The sequence below is a fragment of the Bradyrhizobium sp. Ash2021 genome (genome assembly GCF_031202265.1).
In the GTDB taxonomy this organism is placed as follows: domain Bacteria; phylum Pseudomonadota; class Alphaproteobacteria; order Rhizobiales; family Xanthobacteraceae; genus Bradyrhizobium.
Genome location: NZ_CP100604.1, coordinates 2,837,577 through 2,858,042 on the forward strand (window position 1 = coordinate 2,837,577; position 20,466 = coordinate 2,858,042).

Sequence of the window (20,466 nt, forward strand, 5' to 3'; positions counted from 1 at the left end):
GGACGAGCCCGGGCATGACGGCTTGTTACGCCGCCGCGTTCGGAAAGCGGTAGCTCTTGAACTGGTCGCGCAGCGCGGTTTTCAGGATCTTGCCGGTGGCGGTGTGCGGAATGCCCTCGACGAAGACGACGTCGTCCGGCATCCACCATTTGGCGATCTTGCCATCCATGAATTTCAGAATGTCTTCGCGCGTGGCCTTCTGGCCGTGCTTGAGTTGCACGATCAAGAGCGGCCGCTCGTCCCATTTGGGATGGTAGATGCCGATCACGGCCGCTTCCGCGACCGCGGGATGGCCGACCGCGAGGTTTTCCAGGTCGATCGACGAAATCCATTCACCGCCGGACTTGATCACGTCCTTGGAGCGGTCGGTGATCCGCATATAACCGTGCGGGTCGATGGTGGCGACGTCGCCGGTGTCGAAATAGCCCTGCTCATCGAGGATGTTGGCATCGACGCGGAAATAAGCCTTTGCCACCGCAGGCCCTGAGACCTTGAGCCGCCCAAAGGTCTTGCCGTCCCACTGCAGTTCCTTGCCGGCATCGTCGGTGATCTTCATCTGGACGCCGTAGGGCGGGAAGCCCTGCGTCTGCAGGATATCGAGCTGTTCCTCGCCGGTGAGTTTGGCGAACGGAGGTTTCAGCGCGGCAAGCGTCCCGAGCGGGCTCATCTCGGTCATGCCCCAGGCGTGGCGCACCTGGATGCCCATGTCGAGGAACGACTTGATCATCGAGCGCGGCATCGCCGAGCCGCCGCACACCACCATCTGCAGGTGGGGCAATTTGAGGTTATTCGCCGCCATATGGTTCAGCAGCATCAGCCAGACGGTCGGGACGCCCGCGGTATAGGTCACCTTTTCGATGTCCATGAGTTCGTAGACCGAGGCGCCGTCGAGTTTCGGGCCAGGCATCACGAGCTTGGTGCCCATGGTCGGGGCGGAGAAGGCGATGCCCCAGCTGTTGGCATGGAACAGCGGCACCACCGGCAGCATTGTGTCACTGGCGGATGTGCCGAGCGCGTCTCTCGAGTTGGCGATCAGCGAGTGCAGCACGTTGGAACGGTGCGAATACAGCACGCCCTTGGGATCGCCCGTCGTGCCGGAGGTGTAGCACATTGCGGCCGCGGTGTTCTCGTCGAAGTCCTTCCACTCGAACTTGCCGTCGGCTTCGGCGATCCAGTCTTCATAGGCGACCGCGTTCTTCAGCGTGGTCTGCGGCATGTGTGCCTTGTCGGTCAGCACGATGTAGCGCTCGACGCTGGGCAGGCTGCCGGCGATCTTTTCCAGCACCGGCACGAAGGTGATGTCGACCATCACCACGCGATCCTGCGCGTGGTTGATGATCCACGATATCTGTTCCGGGAACAGGCGCGGATTAACGGTGTGGCAGACGGCGCCGATGCCCATGATGCCGTACCAGACTTCAAGGTGACGCCAGGTGTTCCAGGCGATGGTGGCGACGCGGTCGCCGAGCTTGATGCCGTCGCGCTCCAGCCGCTGTGAAACTTTCAGAGCGCGCGCGTGAATTTCGGCGTAATTGGTGCGATGAATGGGGCCTTCGACCGACCGCGTGACGACCTCTTGCGTGCCGTGATACTTCGCAGCGTGCTCGATAATCCGGTGGCACAGCAAAGGCCAGTCTTGCATCAAACCAAGCATAATCCCTCCCGCTTTTATTTCCTCGCGCATGACCGGCGGCCGTGCGAACGGCCGGGCGCCTGATCATGGAACTGACATGAACTCTAGCGCGGAGAAAGCAAGTCGAAAATGGGCTAATGGCGCCTTTGGCCGCAGCACGGCGGCAATGGTTACCGCTGCCGCGGTGTTTTGGCTTGGCGCCGGTGTCGGACCGGCCGCGGCCGCGCGAAGGCCGGTGCCGGCGCCGTGGGACCTGTTCGGCAGCGGCCCGGTGAAGCTGCGCGGCACCGTCCACCGGCTGGCGGTCCCGCTGCCGCGGCCACGCCCGGCCGAGGCACCTGGGGCGGAGCCTGACACGCCCGAGCCCGGTCTGCCCGCGGCCGAGAAGCCGGCCCCCGCCGGGCCGTCTAAACCGGCCGAGCAGGCTGCCCCTGCCGCGCCGACACCCTCTGCCTGCCGGCTGGCGCTGACGGAGGACATTGCGATTGCCCCCAGCATTCCCGACATTCACGGCGCCGGCGGCTGCGGCGGCGAGGATCTGGTGCGGCTGGAAGCGATCGTGCTGCCGGACAAGCGGCAGGTTTCGGTCAAGCCGGCGGCGATCCTGCGTTGCAAGATGGCGACGGCGATTGCCGACTGGATCCGCACCGACATCGCGCCGCTGGCGCAAGGCCTCGGCAGCACGATCTCCGACCTCGACAATTTCGATTCCTTCGAGTGCCGCGGCCGCAATCGCGTCGTCGGCGCCCAATTGTCCGAACATGGCCGCGCCAATGCGCTCGACGTGCGCGCCTTCAAGCTCGCCAACGGCCAATCGATCTCGCTGACCGATCGCACCGTGCCGCGGGACTTTCGCGAAACCGTGCTGCATTCGGCCTGTGGGCGGTTCCCGACCGTGCTGGGCCCGGGGTCGGACTGGTACCACGAGGACCACATCCATCTCGATCTGATGGAGCGGCGCAACAACTACCGGATCTGCCAATGGAACGTATACGATCCGTTGCCGCAGACCGCGCCGCTGTTGCCGGCCGAGCGTCCGGAAGAGGCGCCGCCGCGCGAGGTCGCCGCCAAATCCGAAGCGGCCAAGCCCGATGCCGCGAAACCGGACGACACGAAATCCGATGCGGTCGATCCCGAACCCGAGTCCAGGCCCGTGTCTAACTCCAAGCCGGCAACAAAAAAGCGCCGGCAAAACCGGCGCTTTTGATTTCGTCACATCGGACGCTTACTGGACGCTGCTGCCGCCGCCCTGCAGCGCCATCTGCGAATTGAACGGCGAGTCGCCGTGCTTTGGCTCCAGCACCACCACGACCGTGCCAAGACCGACGCGATCATAGAGGTCGATCACGTCCTCGTTGGTCATGCGGATGCAGCCCGAGGAAATCGACGCGCCGATATATTCCGGCTGGTTGGTGCCGTGAATCCGGAACAGCGTGTCCTTGCCGCCCGAGTAGAGATAGAGCGCGCGCGAGCCCATCGGATTGTCCGGTCCGGGCGCCACGAAGGTGGGAACACCGAGCCGTTCGATTTCGCCCTTGGTCGGATGCCAGGCCGGCCACTCGGTCTTGCTGCCGACCTTGGCGATGCCGGACCACGCCATGGCTTCTTCGCCGACGGTGATGCCGTAGCGGATCGCCTTGCCGTCCTTCTGGACCAGATAGAGATAGTGGTTGTCGGAATCGACCACGATCGAGCCCGGGGCTTCCTTGCGGTGATAGTCGACGATCGCGCGCCGGAAAGCTTCCGGCACCGGGGTCTTCACATAGGAGACCTTGGCCAGCAGTTCCTTGTCGCGCGGTTTGAAATTATTTGTGTTGGTCGCCTCATAGGTCGCCCCCTGTATGCACCCCGACAGCATCAGGCCGGCGGCCAGGAGTCCCAACGTAACTTTGAGCGACGACATGTTCACTTCCAATCGAAGTCCTGCGTTCGCGGCGGCAATTCTGCGCCTCAATCGCGACGATTCCATTAATCTCATTATCGTTGAAACTGGCCACAATTCCAGTGCTTAGACGCCCGTTCCGCGCTGCGAGACGCCAGCTGTGGCTTTTTTGCCGCAAGTTTTGCGGAATACGGTTGATTTTTGGGCAGAGGTAAGGCTGCTGCCGAATCGTAGCCATGCCGCCGCCACCCCACGGCCATAAAAATATGGGGCGGCGGTCGATGCGCCGGTCATCAAGCGCTTGCCAGAATCGCGTTTAGTCCTGCTGGGTGGCCCCCTGGCGTTCTCGCGCGAAGTGGGTACCGGTTCGCGTAAGGAAAACGCGTCCAAACCAAAGACCGTCGCCCCGTTTTCGGAGTTGCCTATGTTCTCAGTGTACGTCCCCTCCGAGTTTTCGCTCAAGAAAGTCGCTTCCCCCGATTCCGCCGCCTTGCCGGAAAATGCGGTCTGGATCGACCTGGTCAAGCCGACCGCCGAGGAGGATCACGCGGTGGAGAAGCTGGCCGGGATCGCGGTTCCGACCCGGGAGGACATGCAGGAGATCGAGATTTCCAGCCGCCTCTATATCGAGAACAGCGCGCGCTACATGACCGCGACGCTGATGTGCCAGTCCGACACCGACATGCCCCGGACCACGGCGGTCACCTTCATCCTCGCGGGCCATCGTTTGGTGACGGTGCGCTACGACGCACCGAAACCGTTCGCGCTGGTCGAGAACAAGCTGGCGCGGGCATGCTCGCCCGGCATCACCGGCGAAATGGTGCTGATCGAATTGCTCGACGCGGTGATCGACCGCTGCGCCGACATCCTGGAACGCGCCGGCGCCGACGTCGATCAGGTCTCCCACGACATCTTCGAGCCCGAAAGCGAGCGTCACGGCCACGCCAAGCAATATTCGCAGATCCTGATCGCGATCGGCCGGCAGGGGAATTTGACCTCGAAAGTCCGCGAAAGCCTGGTTTCGATCGGTCGCGTCGTCACCTTCCTGTCGGCGGTCATGGAAGGCATGAAATGGTCCAAGGACATGCGCGAGCAGCTCAAGACCATGCAGCGCGACGTCGCTTCGCTGACCGATCACGCCTCCTATCTCTCCAACAAGATCACCTTCGTGCTCGATGCCATGCTCGGCGTCGTCAATCTCGAGCAGAACAACATCATCAAGCTGTTCTCGGTCATGGCCGTGGTGTTGATGCCGCCGACTTTGATCGCCTCGATCTACGGTATGAACTTCAAGATCATGCCGGAGCTCGAATGGGCGCACGGCTATTCCTACGCGCTGGTGCTGATGGTGGCCGCGGCGGTGGTGCCGTATCTTCTGTTCAAATGGAAGAAGTGGCTGTGAGGCGGCGTGGATGCCGCATGCGTTAAGCGATCTTCATCCCCAATACGCAGCGACGTAAAGCTGTGGTTAGGGAATGGAACCTGCCCCAATTCCTCCGCTAAAATTTGAACATTGCGCTGAACGATTGAGCCAAACTTGTCTGCGATAACGCCTGCCTCAGGTCGCGAGGACACAATGGTTGAGAGAGTCACAATGTCAGGACGCAACGTCATTGAGTTTGCGCGCTATCAACAGGACCGCGCCGCCGGCAAGGCACAGGCGATCGCGGCCCGGCTTTGCCGGCATTGCGGTGCTGCGCTTTTGGACGGCGAGAACGAAGACGAATGTTCCAGCGCGTTCAACATCGAGGCGCCGCGTCTGCGCGGGATAACGCGGAAATTTTACGCGGATTGAATTCGCCCGGCTGTCGTCACCCGCGAAAGCGGGTGATCCAGTATTCCAGAGACGTTGTTGATTGAGGCGAAAGGCCGCAGCGTACTGGATACCCCGCTTTCGCGGGGTATGACGGCGCGTGTTTGGGCGGCGGCATTCCTCGCAATGACGGTGTGGCGCGGCTAGCGGTTAAACGTGCTGGCCGCCGTTGATGTGGATCTCGGCGCCGTTCACGTAGGAACTGGTTTCCGTGCAGAGCACATAGATGATCTTCGCCACTTCGTCGGGTGTGCCGAGGCGGTGCATCGGGATCTGCTGTTCGACGATCTTCTCCGTGCCCGGCGACAGGATCGAGGTGTCGATCTCGCCCGGCGCGATCGAATTGACGCGGACGCCGATACGGCCGAAGTCGGATGCCATTTCACGCGTCAACGACGCCAGCGCCGCCTTCGAGGTCGCGTAAGCCACTCCGGCAAAGGGGTGAACGCGGGAGCCTGCGATCGAGGTGACGTTCACCACCGACCCCTTGGCGGCCTTCAATTCCTCCATCAGCCCGCGGGCCATCATGATCGGCGCGAAGAAATTGACGCGGAAAACGTGGCTCCAGGTATCGATGTCGGTATCCATGGTGCCGAGCCGCCCGCCGCCCGCCGCCCGCGGCCTTCGGCGAAATCGCGGCGTTGTTGACCAGCGCATGCAGTTCGCCGGTCCCGATTCGCTGGCGAATTTCAGAAATCGCCCGCGTGGTGTCGGCGTGGTCGGCGAGGTCCACCTGGATGTGATCTTCCGGACCGGCGCCCCATGGGCATACTTCCGGAAAGGCGTGCCGGGAGCAGGTGATGACACGCCAGCCGGCACTGGAGAACCGGATTGCAGTAGCATGGCCGATGCCGCGGCTGGCTCCGGTCAGCAGCAGCGTGCGTCGGGGCGCGTTGGATGAAGAGGGCATGGAGGCTTCAGTCTTTCGAGATCAGGGGTAGAGCCGGACTTTCGTCCAGCCTTGGGCCGGAGCATCGCGGCGGAATTCGATGCGGTCGTGCAGGCGGAACGGACGGTCGTGCCAGAACTCGAAGCGGGTCGGCGCGATGCGCCAGCCGCTCCACCCGGGCGGGCGCGGCACCTCGCCAATCATATGCTTGGCGGCGACCAGCGCGATCGCCTGTTCGAACGCAAACCGGCTTTCCAGCGGCTGCGACTGCTTGCTGGCCCAGGCGCCGATCTGGGCCTGCTTCGGCCTTGTGGCGAAATAGGCGTCGGCTTCGGCGTCCGTCACCGGCGTGACGTTGCCGCGGATGCGGACCTGACGGCGCAGCGATTTCCAGTGAAATAGTAAAGCCGCTTTAGGATTTGCGGCAAGTTCGCGGCCCTTTGGGCTCGCGATATGGCTGTAGAACACGAAACCGTCGGTGTCATAGCCTTTCATCAGCACCATGCGGACATCAGGCAATCCATCGGCGTCGACGGTCGCCAGCGCCATGGCGTTGGGATCGTTGGGCTCGGACTTCACCGCCTCCGCAAACCACTCGCCAAACAGCGCAAACGGTTCCGCGGCGGCGGTAAAATCACCCGATGTTAACGGTGTCGGGTGTTTGATGGAGGTTGTGTCGGTCATGTCGGGAGTCCAGAGTTGCGTCCGTTCGCGTCCGAGAGCGCGTTGCAGTCCCACTATAGGCTCGCCCTATATAGGACATGGGGACGCATTGGCCTATCGGCGATCCGGCCGGCGGGCGCGGTGATGACACTGATTCTAATTGGCGTTGGCTCAGGCGGCTGCAGCCTGTCGCGCCCGGATGCCGCCTTTGCCAAGATCGATGACAACGAGGTCACCGGTTCGCTCGGGACGGCACCCGCCCGCGCGCCGGCGCCGACCGAGAGCGATCTTGCCTTTGCGCGCAATGCCGCCTCCGACGTCCTGACCAAGGGCGACAAGGACTCCAGCCAGCCCTGGGAGAACCCCGAGACCGGCGCCCGCGGCTCGGTGACGCCGCTGGCCGAGGCTTATTCCGCGGAGGACGGCCGGACCTGCCGGGATTTCCTGGCCAGCTACGTCAACGGCCGTGCGGAAAGGTGGCTGCAGGGCGCCGCCTGTAAATCCAGCCATGGCCGTTGGGAAATTCATACGCTAAAGCCTTGGAAGCAGGGTTGAGAACTCTCCAAAAGCGTTCCACGGCAGTTGCAAAAATGCCACTGAGACCCCAGATGAAGCCAAAGCGGGCGAATTGCCCGTCCATTTCAGGTTTGATTTTCCCGTGAAGGAGACGTGACGGATGCGCGACCCCTATGAGGTCTTGGGGGTGCAGCGGGGCGCCAGCGCTGCGGCGATCAAGAGCGCCTATCGCAAGCTCGCCAAGAAGCATCACCCCGACAGCAACAAGAACGATCCGAAGGCCGCGGAGCGTTTTTCCGAGCTCAACTCGGCCAACGAGATCATCGGCGACGAGGCCAAGCGCAAGCAGTTCGATCGCGGCGAAATCGACGCCGAGGGCAAGCCGCGCTTCCAAGGCTTTCCCGGTGGCGGCTTTCCCGGCGGCGACCCGCGTGGCCGCGCCGGTGCGGCCGGCGGCGGGTTCGAATCCCATACCTTCCGCACCGGCGGCGGCCCCGGCGGCATGGGCGGCGCGGGGTTCGAGGACATCCTCAACAGCATGTTCGGCGGCGGGGCCGCCCGGGGCGGCGCGCGGGCCGGCCGAAGCAGTCCGTTTGAGTTCGACACCGGCGGGATCGGGCTCGACCTCGATCTCAGCGTCGCCATGACGGTGTCGCTGGAGGAGGCGGTCAAGGGCGGGGAGAAGCGCGTCCGGTTGCCGAACGGCAAGGAACTCAATGTCAAAATCCCGGCTGGCGTCGTGGCCGGTCAGCAGATCCGGCTCAAGGGGCAGGGCGAGACGGCGCATGGCCATCCCCCCGGCGATCTCCTGATCACGGTCAGCATCGCGACACATCCGTTCTTCAAGGTCGACGGCAGCGATCTGCGCGTCGATCTGCCGATCACGCTGTATGAAGCCGTGCTTGGCGGCAAGGTTCGCGTGCCGACGCTCGGCAGCGCGGTCGAACTGTCGATCCCGAAAAACACCTCCAGCGGCCGCACGTTCCGCCTCAAGGGCAAGGGCCTGCCGAAGCCGGGCGGCGCGGGCGACCTCTATGTCACGACCCGTATCATCCTGCCCGACGGGAACGATGCCGAGCTTGAGGCATTGATGCAGAAGTGGCGCGACGGACACCCCTATAATCCGCGCAGCGATCTCGGCTGAGCAAAAAAGAGCCCGTTAAAAAATGGGCGGCCTCGAAAGGGGGACCAGCGCGGTACAAAACCCCAATCGAGGCCGCTTGCGCCGATCGGCGGATCGAGCGCTACTCATTTTCGCGTGATCACCCAGTGCGATAATGAGACGCGTCGATGTCTTGATTCCAGATTTTCGATGTCAGAATTTGGACTGGGGTGACAGCTGCCGGCCTGATCCGCTCTGGTTGAATCAGAATGCCATCGTTTTGACGTAACCGACGTCATTGCGCGCGAACACGCGATCAGTCAGCCTCCGGCCTTCTCCATCTGGTCGTAGACCGATTGCGCGATCTGGGTCAGCCGGCCCCGGTCGCTGACGCCGCTCACCACATAGGCCACGCCGCGATCGGCCCAGAACAGCGCGCCGTCGTTGCCCTGCGATGAGTATCGCATCTGCGCCGCCGCGGAGTCCGCCTTCGCGGTGTAGATCGTGAAGCGTTCGCCCGAGGCGCTCTCATACATCAGGAACGATGCAGGCCCGGTCGGGCCCGGCAACAGCCGCCCGCCGACCAGCTTCAATCCCGCGGCGGCCAGTTCAGGCGCGCGCACGTCCCAGCCGCAGCGCTTGGTCAACCATTGCTGCAGATGCGTGAGCTCGCTGCCGGGCACCTCGACGGGATGACGGACCTCGACCACATAGAGCCGGTGCGCATCGAGCGCATCCACCGTGAAACTCTGGAACGTCGAGGGCGCCGCCGCGACGCCGTGCGCCATCCAGCCGACGCCGCCCCCGGCGATGAATGCGGCCAGCGTCGCCGCGATTGCGCCGTAGACCCATTGGCGCGGCTGTCGCACCAACCGCTCGATCTCGAGCCGCTTCGGCACCGCCTCGTCGGCGACCGAATCGTAACGCGCGTGCAGCGCTTCGGCCATCGCGCGCCACGACTGCACCCGCGCGGCATCGTCGGGATGCGTTGTCAGCCACGCCTCGACGTCGCCGCGCCGTTCCGCCGGCAACTCGCCGTCGACGTAAGCATGCAGCTCGTCTTCGGTGACGGGAATATTGGGATCGGTCATTGTCGTCTCTGTCCAGTCTTGATCGAAAATTGAAAAAATCCAACGCGCCTGAATCCAACGCTCCCTAAAACTGACGTTCCTTCAGTCCGGCCTCTGCCATGCATAACGCCTGCCATTGCGCTTCCATCATTTCACCCGCCGCAGCGCGGTGCGCTCGCCCTCAAGCGACGCTTTCACATGAGCCCGCGCGCGGGCAAGCCGGGACATTACGGTACCGATCGGGACGCCCTGAATGTCGGCGACCTCGCGGTAGCTCAATCCTTCCAGCATCACCAGCAGCAGCACGGAACGCTGTTCTTCCACCAGTGTCGCCAGTGCGCGGGCGATGTCGCGTCCTTCGGCCTCGGTGCCGCTGGCGTCCGGGTTGTTGTCGAGCAGCGGCATGAATTGCGGCCGCCGCGCCAGCGATCGCCGCCGGTTCTTGTTGAGGTTGGTCAGGATGGTGTAGAGCCAGCTCCTGACGTCACCGCCGAGAAACAGCCGTTCCGACCGCAGCGCCCGCACCAGCGTATCCTGCACCAGATCGTCGGCGATATCGGCGTCGCGCGCGAGCGCGCGCGCGTACCGGCGGAGCGCCGGAATCATGGCTTCGACACTTTGACGAAACGCGGTCATTGGCACCAGATCTTCTGCTTGGTCCGGCGCGAACGCCTTACCCAACATAACACCCAAATGGCGCATCTATTCCTGTGATCGCGGCCTGCGGAAAACAGCGTTAACCGGGGCGGATTTGGGCTGTACCCCGCTGGAGTGCTGGTGTACCTCCAAACCCTGATGAGAGCGTGATTGGAAACCGGATGCCGCATAATTCAGGTCTGATGCAGGGCAAGCGCGGAGTGATCCTCGGCGTCGCCAACAACCGCTCGATCGCCTGGGGGATCGCCAAGGCATGCCGGGAAGCCGGTGCGGAGGTCGCGCTCACCTGGCAGGGCGATGCGCTGAAGAAGCGGGTCGAGCCGCTGGCCAAAGAGCTCGGCGGTATCCTGCTGGGTCATTGCGACGTGACCGATCCCGCAACCATCGACGCCGCGTTCGATCTGCTCGGCGAGAAATGGGGCAAGATCGACTTCGTGGTGCATGCGATCGCATTCTCCGACAAGGACCAGCTAGACGGCCGCTACCTCGAGACCACCGCCGACAATTTTTCCAAGACCATGCTGATCTCCTGCTATTCGCTGACGGCGATTGCGCAGCGCGCCGAAAAGCTTTTGACCGACGGCGGCTCGATCCTGACGCTGACCTATTACGGCTCCGAGAAATGGATGCCGCACTACAACGTGATGGGCGTCGCCAAGGCGGCGCTGGAGGCCAGCGTGCGCTATCTCGCCGCCGATCTCGGCGAGAAGAATATCCGCGTCAACGCGATTTCGGCCGGGCCGATCAAGACGCTGGCGTTTGCCGGCATTGCCGACTCCCGCTACCTCCTGAAGTGGAACGAGATCAACGCGCCGTTGCGCCGCAACGTCACCATCGAGGAAGTCGGCGACAGCGCGCTGTATCTGCTTTCGCATCTGTCGCGCGGCGTCACCGGCGAGGTGCACCACGTCGATTCCGGCTATCATGTCCTCGGCATGAAACGCCCCGAAGCGCCGGATATCTCGCTCTCGCCCGGCAAGGAATAGCCGCACGTCCGATGCCTGCGCCCATCATCTATTACATTCGCCATGGCGAGACGTCGTGGAATGCCGAAGGCAGGCTGCAGGGCGTACTCGATATTCCCCTGAACGATCTCGGCCGCAAGCAGGCCGCGGAGGCCGGCAACATCCTCGCCGGTCTGTTCGCGCGCGATGGCCGCAGCAAATCCTCGCTGTCGTTCGTCGCCAGTCCGCTGATCCGTGCCCGCGCGACCATGGAGCTGGTGCGCCGCGAACTGAAGCTGCCGCTCGCCGGTTACGCGCTCGACGACCGCCTGCGTGAAATCGCCTACGGCCGATGGGAAGGCTCGACGCTGCCCGAGATGCAGGTGGCCGACCCCGAACTGTTCGCCAGGCGCCAGAGCGAAAAATGGACGGTGGCTCCCCCGGGCGGCGAAAGCTATGTTGCGGTGCAGGCGCGAATGCAGGATTGGTATGCCTCGCTGCAGGCCGACACCGTCGCGGTGGCGCATGGCGGCACGGCGAGGGCGCTGATGGTGGCGCTCGGCATCGAAACGCCGCTCAGCGCGGCCGACCTGACCATCGAGCAGGGCGCGGTCTATGTGTTCCGCGATGGGGGACTGCAGAAGTATAGTTAAGGCTTGCGCTGTCATTCCGGGGCGCCCGAAGGGCGAACCTCAGATGTGCAGTTGCACGTCGGGGAATCTCGAGATTCCGGGCTCGATGCTTCGCATCGCCCCGGAATGACGGTGGGTTTGACCGCCGGGGGCGCGCGCGTTACCACACAGCCCTATCCGGCGATATCGAGCTCAAAATGTCCTTCAACACCTTCGGCCATATGTTCCGGGTCACGACCTTTGGCGAGAGCCACGGGATCGCGATCGGCTGCGTGGTCGATGGCTGCCCGCCGCTGATCCCGCTGACATCAGAGGACATCCAGCACGATCTCGACCGCCGCCGTCCGGGCCAGTCGCGCTTCACCACCCAGCGCCAGGAGGCCGACGCGGTGAAGATTCTGTCCGGCGTGATGGCGCATCCCGAGACCGGCGTGCAGGTGACGACGGGAACGCCGATCGCGCTGCTGATCGAGAACACCGACCAGCGCTCGAAGGACTATTCCGAGATCAAGGACAAGTTCCGTCCGGGCCACGCCGACTTCACCTATGAGGCCAAATACGGCCTGCGCGATTATCGCGGCGGCGGCCGTTCGTCGGCGCGCGAGACCGCGACGCGGGTCGCGGCCGGCGCCATCGCGCGAAAAATCCTGCCTGATGTAAAGGTGCGCGGCGCGCTGGTGCAGATGGGCCCGCACAAGATCGACCGCGACAAATGGGACTGGGACGAGATCGCGCGCAATCCGTTCTTCTGCCCGGACAAGGACAAGGCTGCGTTCTTCGAAAGCTATCTCGACGGCATCCGCAAGAACGGCTCGTCGATCGGCGCGGTCATCGAAGTGGTCGCCGAAGGCGTACCGCCCGGCCTTGGCGCGCCGATCTACGCCAAGCTCGATGCCGAGCTTGGCGCGGCGATGATGAGCATCAACGCGGTGAAGGGCGTCGAGATCGGCGCCGGCTTCGGCGCTGCGGAATTATCCGGCGAGGAGAACGCCGACGAGATGCGGACCGGCAATAACGGCACGCGCTTCCTGTCGAACCATGCCGGCGGCGTGCTCGGCGGCATCTCCACCGGCCAGCCGGTGGTGGTGCGCTTTGCCGTCAAGCCGACCTCGTCGATCCTCTCCCCGCGCCAGACCGTCGATCGCAAGGGCGCCGACACCGACATCATGACCAAGGGCCGTCACGACCCCTGCGTCGGCATCCGCGCGGTGCCGGTCGGGGAAGCCATGATGGCCTGCGTGCTGGCGGATCATCTGTTGCGGCATCGCGGCCAGGTCGGCTAACGGGCTGCATTGCCGCAACGTCAAGCGTTCCGGTCGTCTTGACGCGCGCGGCACTTGCGCGGCAAATACCGGCGTCATGAATGCATCAGAACTGCAGAAGCTGACCGACTGGCTGATCGACGGCGGGAGATCCGCAGCCAGCCCCAGCAGGTTCATGGCCGAAACCTGCGAGCGGATGGTTGCGGCAGGCCTGCCGCTCTGGCGTGTCGGCATCTTCGTTCGCACCCTGCATCCAGATATTTACGGGCGCAATTTCATCTGGAAGCCGGGCGCCGAGGTCGAGCTCGGCACGGTCGATTACAAGATTCTGGAGTCGCCGGATTTCCGCACCAGCCCGCTGATCATCGTGTTTCAGCAGGGGCTGGAGGTTCGCGCCCGCATCGACGATCCCGCGAGCAAGCGCTTCCCGATCGTCGAGGAAATGCGCGCCGAGGGTGTAACGGATTACGTTGCGATGCCGCTGCCATTCATCAATGGAACGGTCAACGCATCGAGTTGGACCACCAAGCAGCCGGGTGGATTCACGGATGAACAATTGGCGGCGCTACGGCAGGTCGTGACGCCGCTGGCGCGCGTGATCGAAATCTTCAGTCTGACGCGTACCGCCGCAAGCCTGCTCGATACCTATGTCGGCAACCGCGCCGGCGAGCGGATTCTTGGCGGCCAGATCAGGCGCGGCCACACCGAGACGATGAACGCCGCGATCTGGCTGTCCGATCTGCGCGGCTTTACCGCGCTGTCGGACCGGTTGCCGGCCGAGACCATCGTGGACATCCTGAACAATTATTTCGACTGCCAGGTAGCCGCGATCCGCGCGCATGGCGGCGAAGTCCTGAAATACATGGGAGACGGGCTGCTCGCGGTTTTTCCGATCGATGAATATGTCGGCGATGAGCAGCAGGTCTGCTCGCGCGTGCTCGAAGCCGCCCACGAATCCCGCGCCAGCGTCGCGGACATGCATTATCCGATTGGCGAAGCCGTCGAACGCTTTCGCTTCGGCGTCGCCCTGCATGTCGGAAGAATCCTGTACGGCAACATCGGCGGCGGCAACCGGCTCGACTTCACCTGCATCGGCCCGGCCGTCAACCTCGCCGCGCGGCTGGAAAAGATCGCCAGCCGCCTCCATCGCACCGTGGTGGCGTCGGAAGGTTTTGCCGGCATCTGCCGGGGCGGCTGGAGCGACCTCGGTGAGTTTCCGGTTGCCGGCTTTTCAAAGGCCGCGCGGGTCTACGGCCTGGTCGACGAAACGCCGGCGAGCTGACGCCGGCGGCCGCCGCTCACTTCTTCGCGCATTCCTTCGAGCCGGGTTTCTGCTCCACACATTTCTGATTTTGGGGAGCGGTATACACGACGACGGGCTGTGGCCGCGGATGATGATGCTGATGCAGGACGGGCTGGCCGACGGGCTTCACTACCGTATTGGTACGAATGGCGGGATTGACGCGAACGACAGGAGCGACATGAACGACCGGCGCGACATGAACGATCGGGGCGACGTGGACGACAGGAGCGATATATGTGCCGGCCATCGCCGGCGTCGAGATCAGCAGCAATGTGGTCGCGACGATTTTCTTCATGGCCATTTTGTTCCCCCTGTGAACGGCAGCAGATAGCTTCCGGCGACCGGCGCCGGTCGTGCGTGTTGCGTTGGTCTCGACAATGTCGGTGGTGAAGGCCGCGGATCGTCAGCGGCGGCGTGCGGTATGATGGCCTTGCGGGTCTGTTTCTCGGTCAGCGAACGTCTATCATGAGTGGTAAAGACAAATAACGGATACGTAAAGTGGTCGTTGCCAAGAAAGCTTTGGGGTCGGCAGCGCAGCGTCCGTCGCGGATTTCGCTGCACGCGATTCGGGCCGCGCCCGAACGCGCTATTCCTCCGGCTCGGTCGTGAACAGCAGCGGATAGCCCTTGGCGCGGCCAGCATCGGTGGCGCGCGTCGCCTTGGTCTCGGCGACGTCCTTGGTGAAGACCGCAACCACGCAGACGCCGCGCCGGTGCGCCGTTATCATGACCTTGTGGGCCTGGTCCTCGGTCATGCGGAATTCCGCCTTCAGCACGGTAACGACGAATTCGCGCGGCGTGTAGTCGTCATTGACGAGGATGACTTTGTGCAGGCGCGGCCGTTCGGTCTTGGTCTTGACCCTGGTTTTCGGCGTGACGACGGTCTCGGGCATTCCAGGCACCTCCTGGCGCCTTGCGGTTGTTCGACGAGAATATCGCCTTCCTGCCGGCCGTGGAACCGGCGGTTTTGCAGTCCGTCATTGCAGCGGCGGCACGGTGCGCAAATAGGCGACGATATCGGCCAAATCAGAGCCCTTGAGCGCCGCGTAATAGCCATAAGCCATCGGCGGCTTCAGCGGCCGTCCGTCGCGCGCGACGCCTTCGGTAACAGCCCGGACGATTTCAGCGTCGGTCCACGCGCCGATACCGGCCGTTGGATGCGATGTGATGTTGGCGGCGGTGCTGCTTGCGGTACCATCCGGCGAGCCCTCGCGCAGCGGGAAAACCCTGCCGCCGCGGCCAAGGCCGGTCTTGAAATCGGACACGCCGCGCGACCATGCCGAGTGGCATTCCATGCAATGGCCGATGGTGACGAGATAGGCGCCGCGCCGGACCGGATCGACGAACATGGATTTACTGAAACCCGCATCGGCGTCCGGATAGGGATCGCGACGCACCGGGACCTTGTAGACGGGATCGGGGACCTGATTCCGGACCGCCTTGACGGTGCGCAAATAGGCGATGACGGCATCGAGATCGTCCGGCAGCAGCGCCTTGTAGAAATTGGCCGGCATGATCGCGGCCAGCGCAGCGCCGGAGAGATGGCCATGGTCCGGGCGTATGCCCTCGACCAGCGCGCGCCTGATCTCGGCATCGCTCCAGCTTCCGATTCCGGTCTCGGCGTCGGGCGTGATGTTCGGCGCGGTGGCGTCGAAGGCCGGCGTTGTGAAAGAGAGGCCACCGGACAGTGCCCGGTCGGCGATCAGCTTGCCTTCACCATCGCGCGGGCTATGGCAGTTGCCGCAGGCCATGATGGTGTTGACGAGATAGTTGCCGCGCTCGGCCGGCGTTTCCGCTTTGGCCCCGTTTGAGACGGCCAGCAGTAATGCGCAAGCCGCGATGCCGCTACGAACCATGATGCCCTCCGATTCCGGGGACTTGTATCGCATGACAGGGCCAACGCCGCAAAGCCGGTCGCCCCGGCAGGCCTCAGGCCCTGGGCGAGATCGGGGTCATCGTGCGATCACGGCGGCAAAATCCTTGACCACACCGGGGTCGAGCTTTTTCGCCGCCGCGATGTCGGCTTCAGCGCCTTTGCCGTCGTTTCGCTTCAGCCTGGCGAGGCCGCGGCCGTAAAGCGCCAGCGGCGTTTCCGGATCGAGGCCGATGGCGGTGTCGTAATCGGCGACCGCGCGCTCGTAATCCTGCTTGTCGTAGTAAGCCAGGGCGCCGTTGTTCAAGGCCCGGACGGATTTGGCGTTGAGCCGGATCGCCTCGGAGAAATCGGCGATGGCCCGATCGAGATCCTTCTTGTGGTAATACACGGTGCCGCGACCGTTGAACGCGGTTGCGTATTTCGGGTTCAGTGTGATCGCCTGATCGTAGTCGGCGATGGCGCGGTCATACTCGCCTTTGTTGCGATAGGCGATGCCGCGATCGCTGAAGGCCTGGGCCAGCGCAGGATCGAGCTTGATCGCCTGGTCGAAATCCGCAATCGCCTGATCGAAATGTTGCGTGTGCAGGTAGGCGAGGCCGCGATTATAGAATGTCGAGGCCACGGTCGGGTCGAGCCGGGCCGAGGTCGAGTAGTCGGACAACGCGCGAACCCAATCGTCCCGGGCCGCATGCCCTACGCCGCGGTTGTTGTACGCATCGGCCGTCGCCGCATCGGCATGATGGCCGCTGAGCAGGAAAGCCGTGCAGCCCGAGATCTGCATCTCCGGCGTGACGTCGCCCTTGCCGTAGCACCAGTCGCGTTGCTGCGACGTCTCGGCTGACGCGCCGGCCGTCATCAGCAGCATTGGGGCGACAATTCCGAGGGCCGCAAGGCTGCGGCGAAAGGCTGTCTTATTCATGGAAAATCCTGCGCATCGAACCGGCTCTTCTCAGTGTGCCCGGCGCTGCGGTTGGTTCAATTCGGCGGAACAGCGGCGGCGATGGCGAAGCCTCGTCGAAATTAAGGCAAGCCGATTGACTTGCAGGTGACTTGCAGGTGACTTGAATGTGTAGGGACGGCCCATCTTCCCGCTTTTCGAAGCCTGGCTTGCATGTCACCATTGCGGCCAGACGACGGGAGGGCCGCTATGCGCTGGTATGTCTCGATCGGGGCTGTGCTTGTCGCGGGCGTGCTGGCCGGCGGCGATGTCGCCGGCGTGGCAGCGCCGCGCCCGGCGGTGCAGCCGGGCCATCGATTGGCCGACAAGGAAGCCACGCCCTCCGTCGATGTCGAACTGGCTCTCGCCGTCGATGTCTCCTATTCGATGGACATGGATGAACTGGCGATCCAGCGCGAGGGTTACGCGCAGGCCCTCGTTTCCAAGGAGTTCCTGCAGGCGCTCAAGACCGGCCCGAACGGCAAGATCGCGGTGACCTATTTCGAGTGGGCGGCGTCCAGCGACCAGAAGATCATCATCCCGTGGCGGGTGATCGACGGCCCCGAAACCGCGGACGCCGTCGCCAACGAAATCATGAAAACCCCGATCCGCCGGGCGTCGCGCACCTCGATCTCGGGCGCGATCAATTTCGCGATGCCGCTGTTCGACGAGAATCCGCATCGGGGCATCCGGCGCGTGATCGATATTTCCGGCGACGGTCCCAACAACAATGGCGGCCCGGTGGTGCAGGCGCGCGATGCCGCGCTGGAGAAGGGCATCGTCATCAACGGCCTGCCGATCATGGTGAAGGAGCCGTCCTATTCCACCATGGATATCGACAATCTCGACTTCTATTACGAGGACTGCGTGATCGGCGGCCCCGGTTCCTTCGTGGTGGCGATCAAGGACCGCGAGAAGTTCAAGGAGGCGATCCGCACCAAGCTGCTGCTCGAAGTCGCGGGCCGCACCCCGGAACACAAGGTCGTGCCGGTGGCCGAGAAGGAGCCGCGCGTCAGCTGCCTGATCGGCGAGAAGATCTGGCAGGACCGCTGGGGGCGATAAGTCCGTTGCCAGCGTAGGGCAGGCAAGGTGGTCGGCGGACGTTGGCCTTGGTCAGCCTTGGGATTGATGACGAGATCGAACTTGGTTGGCGGCTCGATGGGAGGGGCAGCCGGTTTCGCGCCGCGCAAAACCTTGTCGTGGTGTCTAAATTGAAACCTGTCGCCCGATCTCAACGACCTGATCGCTGGGGAGGCTGAAGAAGTCGCTAACATGGACGGCGTTGCGCTCCATCACGGCAAAGAACCGCTCCTGCCAGGCAGGCAAGCCCATGCCGTCTTCGCGGCCGACCACCGTCTCATGGCCCACATAATAGGTCACGTCGTCGAGGTCGATGGTGCATCCCAGCGCCTTGCCGGCCGTAAGCAGTTCCGGAATATGCGGGCGCTCCATGAAGCCGAAACGCGTTTCCGCACGCCAGAAATTTGGCGCGACTTCGTCGATTGTCATGCGGTTGCCGGCCGCGACCCACGGCACCGACTGGATTTCCACGCGCAGTACGAAGAGATGCTCATGCAATGCACGGTTATGCTTGACGTGCCAGGCCATGACCGGCGGCGTATCGCGCTCGGTCCGGGTCAGGAACACGGCCGTGCCGGGAACGCGTGGAATGCCTTTGGATTGAATATCCTTCATGAATTCCGGGACCGGGATCAGAAAATCATGCATTCGGGCCATCACGGCCGCCGCTCCGCGATGCCAGATCCACATCAAGCCGTACACAGAGATAGCCAGGATAAGCGGCACATATCCGCCCTCGGCAATCTTTGTCAGGTTAGCAAGGAAGAAGGCGCTATCGACGATGAGAAAGAAGGCTGCAACAGAGCCGGCAGCTAACATGCTCCAGCCCCAGACCTCGCGCATCGCAATGAAAAGCAGTGCCGACGTCATCAGCATCGTCAGCGAAACCGCGATGCCGTAGGCAGCCGCCAGATTGTCGGATTTGCCAAACCCGATTGTGAGCCCGAGAGTTACGAACATCAGCAGCCAGTTGACGACACCGACGTAAATCTGGCCGTAACCTTCCGATGAGGTCTGCTTGATCCGCAGCCTTGGCAGCCAGCCGAGCTGGATTGCCTGCCGTGTCATCGAGAAAGCGCCCGTTATGATCGATTGGCTGGCAATGATCGTCGCTACTGTCGCCAGCGCGATGAGCGGAATCAGGAGCCCCCCGGGACAAAGCCGAAAGAAAATATTGCCGTCCGTCGGGACACCTTCAAGAACCAGCGCCGCCTGCCCGGCATAGTTGAGGATCAGACTGGGGAAGACGACCGCGAACCATGCCAGTGTAATGGGGCCCCTGCCGAAATGACCCATATCAGCATAGAGAGCTTCGGCGCCGGTGACGCAGAGAAACACCGCGCCCAAAACCAGAAAGCCGGTGCCCCCATGTGAGAACAGATACGACAGACCGTAGACAGGATTGAGCGCGGCGAACACGGAAGGATGCTGGACAATGCCTGAAATTCCCATCAACGCGAGGGCGACAAACCAGAGCAGCATTATTGGACCAAAATAATAGCCAATCGCTGCTGTTCCCCGTGACTGGATGGCAAACAGCGCGAGCAGAATCGCCGCCGCGGCGGGAACAACATAGGACTGAAATACCGGAGTCGCCATGTTCAGGCCCTCCAGTGCCGACAGCACCGAAATCGCCGGCGTAATCGCCCCATCACCGTAGATCAGGGCCGCCCCGAACAGGCCGACCGCCACGATGGTAGGCCGCCGTTGCTTCTTAACTCCCAACAAGGCCATCAAGGCCAGAATGCCACCCTCGCCGTCATTGTCGACGCGCATAGCGAACGAGACATATTTGACCGTTGTAATGATGAAGAGAGTCCAGAGCACGAGCGAAAGCGCGCCCAGGATAATATCTGCGTCGGGAGGGCCTTCGGTGGCGCCGAGAATGGTCTTGAACGTATAAAGAGGGCTGGTCCCGATATCGCCGAATACGATACCGAGCGCCGACAGACCGAGCGTTTGCAGCTTACCCTGCGGAGCTTGTCGCGCTGCCTCGGCAGCAGTGGTTGCTGGATTTTCGATCAATGTACCGTCCAGAACAGAAATTTGATTGCCCGACAGCAAACAGCCTTCCGGGCGATCAAGTTACTTCATTGGATAAAGCCGGAGTTGTGGCAATAGCCAATCGCATTCCCTGCAAACTATCAACTTGTATTGCGACAATCAGGGCTCCTGGTTTTCGAGTGTCAAATGCCGTTGCCCGAGAAA

At 63.1% G+C, this 20,466-nt stretch carries 20 protein-coding genes and 1 pseudogene; 10 read left to right on the forward strand and 11 right to left on the reverse strand.

The genetic code is table 11. From position 1 onward, the window contains the following. Positions 1-25 precede the first annotated feature (25 nt). Positions 26-1,654 (reverse strand): fatty-acid--CoA ligase, encoded by a 1,629-nt coding sequence (locus tag NL528_RS13680; protein WP_309183180.1) that lies wholly within the window; start codon positions 1,652-1,654, stop codon positions 26-28. Positions 1,655-1,730: 76 nt separating this feature from the next. Between NL528_RS13680 and NL528_RS13685 the strand changes: the two genes are divergently transcribed. Continuing rightward, the gene (locus NL528_RS13685; RefSeq protein ID WP_309183181.1) at positions 1,731-2,840 is read left to right on the forward strand and encodes an extensin family protein; all 1,110 of its coding nucleotides are present in this window, start codon (positions 1,731-1,733) and stop codon (positions 2,838-2,840) included. Positions 2,841-2,858: 18 nt separating this feature from the next. On the opposite strand, the gene NL528_RS13690 is transcribed toward NL528_RS13685, so the two are convergent. After that, complete coding sequence (locus tag NL528_RS13690; RefSeq protein ID WP_309183182.1) at positions 2,859-3,536, reverse strand: L,D-transpeptidase; 678 nt, start codon at positions 3,534-3,536, stop codon at positions 2,859-2,861. Positions 3,537-3,939: 403 nt separating this feature from the next. Between NL528_RS13690 and NL528_RS13695 the strand changes: the two genes are divergently transcribed. Beyond that, on the forward strand, positions 3,940-4,917 hold the full coding sequence (locus NL528_RS13695) for a magnesium transporter CorA family protein (RefSeq protein WP_309183183.1): 978 nt from the start codon (positions 3,940-3,942) through the stop codon (positions 4,915-4,917). Positions 4,918-5,109: 192 nt separating this feature from the next. Next, positions 5,110-5,310, forward strand: coding sequence for a hypothetical protein (locus NL528_RS13700; RefSeq protein ID WP_309183184.1), 201 nt, complete (start codon positions 5,110-5,112; stop codon positions 5,308-5,310). Positions 5,311-5,478: 168 nt separating this feature from the next. Here NL528_RS13700 and NL528_RS13705 read toward each other — a convergent pair. Then, positions 5,479-6,238: pseudogene (locus NL528_RS13705) on the reverse strand (SDR family NAD(P)-dependent oxidoreductase). 21 nt (positions 6,239-6,259) lie between these two features. Then, positions 6,260-6,901 carry a pyridoxamine 5'-phosphate oxidase gene (gene pdxH, locus NL528_RS13710; RefSeq protein ID WP_309183185.1) on the reverse strand — a complete coding sequence of 214 codons (642 nt, stop codon included), beginning with the start codon at positions 6,899-6,901 and terminating at the stop codon, positions 6,260-6,262. A gap of 123 nt (positions 6,902-7,024) precedes the next feature. Here pdxH and NL528_RS13715 point away from each other — a divergent pair, with 123 nt between their 5' ends. Continuing rightward, complete coding sequence (locus tag NL528_RS13715; protein ID WP_309183186.1) at positions 7,025-7,435, forward strand: RT0821/Lpp0805 family surface protein; 411 nt, start codon at positions 7,025-7,027, stop codon at positions 7,433-7,435. 121 nt (positions 7,436-7,556) lie between these two features. Next, on the forward strand, positions 7,557-8,540 hold the full coding sequence (locus NL528_RS13720) for a DnaJ C-terminal domain-containing protein (RefSeq protein WP_309183187.1): 984 nt from the start codon (positions 7,557-7,559) through the stop codon (positions 8,538-8,540). A gap of 278 nt (positions 8,541-8,818) precedes the next feature. Here NL528_RS13720 and NL528_RS13725 read toward each other — a convergent pair whose 3' ends face one another. Continuing rightward, positions 8,819-9,589: an anti-sigma factor gene (locus tag NL528_RS13725; RefSeq protein WP_309183188.1), complete on the reverse strand. Its 771-nt coding sequence runs from the start codon at positions 9,587-9,589 to the stop codon at positions 8,819-8,821. Between the two features lie 126 nt (positions 9,590-9,715). After that, positions 9,716-10,204, reverse strand: a complete 489-nt coding sequence (locus tag NL528_RS13730; RefSeq protein WP_074280304.1) for an RNA polymerase sigma factor — start codon at positions 10,202-10,204, stop codon at positions 9,716-9,718. Positions 10,205-10,386: 182 nt separating this feature from the next. On the opposite strand from NL528_RS13730, the gene fabI reads away from it, so the two are divergent. The 4 genes from fabI to NL528_RS13750 all read left to right on the forward strand — a co-directional run bounded on the left by fabI (position 10,387) and on the right by NL528_RS13750 (position 14,345). Next, positions 10,387-11,211 (forward strand): enoyl-ACP reductase FabI, encoded by an 825-nt coding sequence (fabI, locus tag NL528_RS13735; protein ID WP_309183189.1) that lies wholly within the window; start codon positions 10,387-10,389, stop codon positions 11,209-11,211. Positions 11,212-11,222: 11 nt separating this feature from the next. Next, positions 11,223-11,822, forward strand: coding sequence for a histidine phosphatase family protein (locus NL528_RS13740; RefSeq protein ID WP_309183190.1), 600 nt, complete (start codon positions 11,223-11,225; stop codon positions 11,820-11,822). Between the two features lie 176 nt (positions 11,823-11,998). Continuing rightward, on the forward strand, positions 11,999-13,084 hold the full coding sequence (gene aroC, locus NL528_RS13745; protein WP_309183191.1) for a chorismate synthase: 1,086 nt from the start codon (positions 11,999-12,001) through the stop codon (positions 13,082-13,084). 76 nt (positions 13,085-13,160) lie between these two features. Continuing rightward, positions 13,161-14,345, forward strand: a complete 1,185-nt coding sequence (locus NL528_RS13750) for an adenylate/guanylate cyclase domain-containing protein (RefSeq protein ID WP_309183192.1) — start codon at positions 13,161-13,163, stop codon at positions 14,343-14,345. A gap of 16 nt (positions 14,346-14,361) precedes the next feature. On the opposite strand, the gene NL528_RS13755 is transcribed toward NL528_RS13750, so the two are convergent. From NL528_RS13755 to NL528_RS13770, 4 genes are all read right to left on the reverse strand, one after another. Beyond that, positions 14,362-14,667, reverse strand: coding sequence for a hypothetical protein (locus NL528_RS13755; RefSeq protein WP_309183193.1), 306 nt, complete (start codon positions 14,665-14,667; stop codon positions 14,362-14,364). Positions 14,668-14,952: 285 nt separating this feature from the next. Continuing rightward, positions 14,953-15,258, reverse strand: a complete 306-nt coding sequence (gene clpS / locus NL528_RS13760) for an ATP-dependent Clp protease adapter ClpS (protein ID WP_074279839.1) — start codon at positions 15,256-15,258, stop codon at positions 14,953-14,955. Positions 15,259-15,342: 84 nt separating this feature from the next. Next, the gene (locus NL528_RS13765) at positions 15,343-16,221 is read right to left on the reverse strand and encodes a c-type cytochrome (protein WP_309183194.1); all 879 of its coding nucleotides are present in this window, start codon (positions 16,219-16,221) and stop codon (positions 15,343-15,345) included. Positions 16,222-16,317: 96 nt separating this feature from the next. Next, positions 16,318-17,160 carry a tetratricopeptide repeat protein gene (locus NL528_RS13770; protein WP_309183195.1) on the reverse strand — a complete coding sequence of 281 codons (843 nt, stop codon included), beginning with the start codon at positions 17,158-17,160 and terminating at the stop codon, positions 16,318-16,320. A 228-nt stretch (positions 17,161-17,388) separates the two neighbouring features. Between NL528_RS13770 and NL528_RS13775 the strand changes: the two genes are divergently transcribed. Next, positions 17,389-18,240, forward strand: a complete 852-nt coding sequence (locus tag NL528_RS13775) for a DUF1194 domain-containing protein (protein ID WP_309183196.1) — start codon at positions 17,389-17,391, stop codon at positions 18,238-18,240. A 144-nt stretch (positions 18,241-18,384) separates the two neighbouring features. Here NL528_RS13775 and NL528_RS13780 read toward each other — a convergent pair whose 3' ends face one another. Beyond that, positions 18,385-20,283 carry a KUP/HAK/KT family potassium transporter gene (locus NL528_RS13780; RefSeq protein ID WP_309184890.1) on the reverse strand — a complete coding sequence of 633 codons (1,899 nt, stop codon included), beginning with the start codon at positions 20,281-20,283 and terminating at the stop codon, positions 18,385-18,387. Between the last annotated feature and the right edge of the window lie 183 nt (positions 20,284-20,466).

Coding starts and splice junctions, on each gene's coding strand:
- NL528_RS13685 (WP_309183181.1), top strand. CDS start 1,731: ATGAACTCTAGCGCGGAGAAAGCAAGTCGAAAATGGGCTAATGGCGCC.
- NL528_RS13740 (WP_309183190.1), top strand. CDS start 11,223: ATGCCTGCGCCCATCATCTATTACATTCGCCATGGCGAGACGTCGTGG.
- NL528_RS13750 (WP_309183192.1), top strand. CDS start 13,161: ATGAATGCATCAGAACTGCAGAAGCTGACCGACTGGCTGATCGACGGC.
- NL528_RS13730 (WP_074280304.1), bottom strand. CDS start 10,204: ATGACCGCGTTTCGTCAAAGTGTCGAAGCCATGATTCCGGCGCTCCGC.
- NL528_RS13715 (WP_309183186.1), top strand. CDS start 7,025: ATGACACTGATTCTAATTGGCGTTGGCTCAGGCGGCTGCAGCCTGTCG.
- NL528_RS13775 (WP_309183196.1), top strand. CDS start 17,389: ATGCGCTGGTATGTCTCGATCGGGGCTGTGCTTGTCGCGGGCGTGCTG.
- NL528_RS13765 (WP_309183194.1), bottom strand. CDS start 16,221: ATGGTTCGTAGCGGCATCGCGGCTTGCGCATTACTGCTGGCCGTCTCA.
- fabI (WP_309183189.1), top strand. CDS start 10,387: ATGCCGCATAATTCAGGTCTGATGCAGGGCAAGCGCGGAGTGATCCTC.
- aroC (WP_309183191.1), top strand. CDS start 11,999: ATGTCCTTCAACACCTTCGGCCATATGTTCCGGGTCACGACCTTTGGC.
- clpS (WP_074279839.1), bottom strand. CDS start 15,258: ATGCCCGAGACCGTCGTCACGCCGAAAACCAGGGTCAAGACCAAGACC.
- pdxH (WP_309183185.1), bottom strand. CDS start 6,901: ATGACCGACACAACCTCCATCAAACACCCGACACCGTTAACATCGGGT.
- NL528_RS13700 (WP_309183184.1), top strand. CDS start 5,110: ATGTCAGGACGCAACGTCATTGAGTTTGCGCGCTATCAACAGGACCGC.
- NL528_RS13770 (WP_309183195.1), bottom strand. CDS start 17,160: ATGAATAAGACAGCCTTTCGCCGCAGCCTTGCGGCCCTCGGAATTGTC.
- NL528_RS13725 (WP_309183188.1), bottom strand. CDS start 9,589: ATGACCGATCCCAATATTCCCGTCACCGAAGACGAGCTGCATGCTTAC.
- NL528_RS13720 (WP_309183187.1), top strand. CDS start 7,557: ATGCGCGACCCCTATGAGGTCTTGGGGGTGCAGCGGGGCGCCAGCGCT.
- NL528_RS13755 (WP_309183193.1), bottom strand. CDS start 14,667: ATGGCCATGAAGAAAATCGTCGCGACCACATTGCTGCTGATCTCGACG.
- NL528_RS13695 (WP_309183183.1), top strand. CDS start 3,940: ATGTTCTCAGTGTACGTCCCCTCCGAGTTTTCGCTCAAGAAAGTCGCT.
- NL528_RS13690 (WP_309183182.1), bottom strand. CDS start 3,536: ATGTCGTCGCTCAAAGTTACGTTGGGACTCCTGGCCGCCGGCCTGATG.
- NL528_RS13680 (WP_309183180.1), bottom strand. CDS start 1,654: ATGCTTGGTTTGATGCAAGACTGGCCTTTGCTGTGCCACCGGATTATC.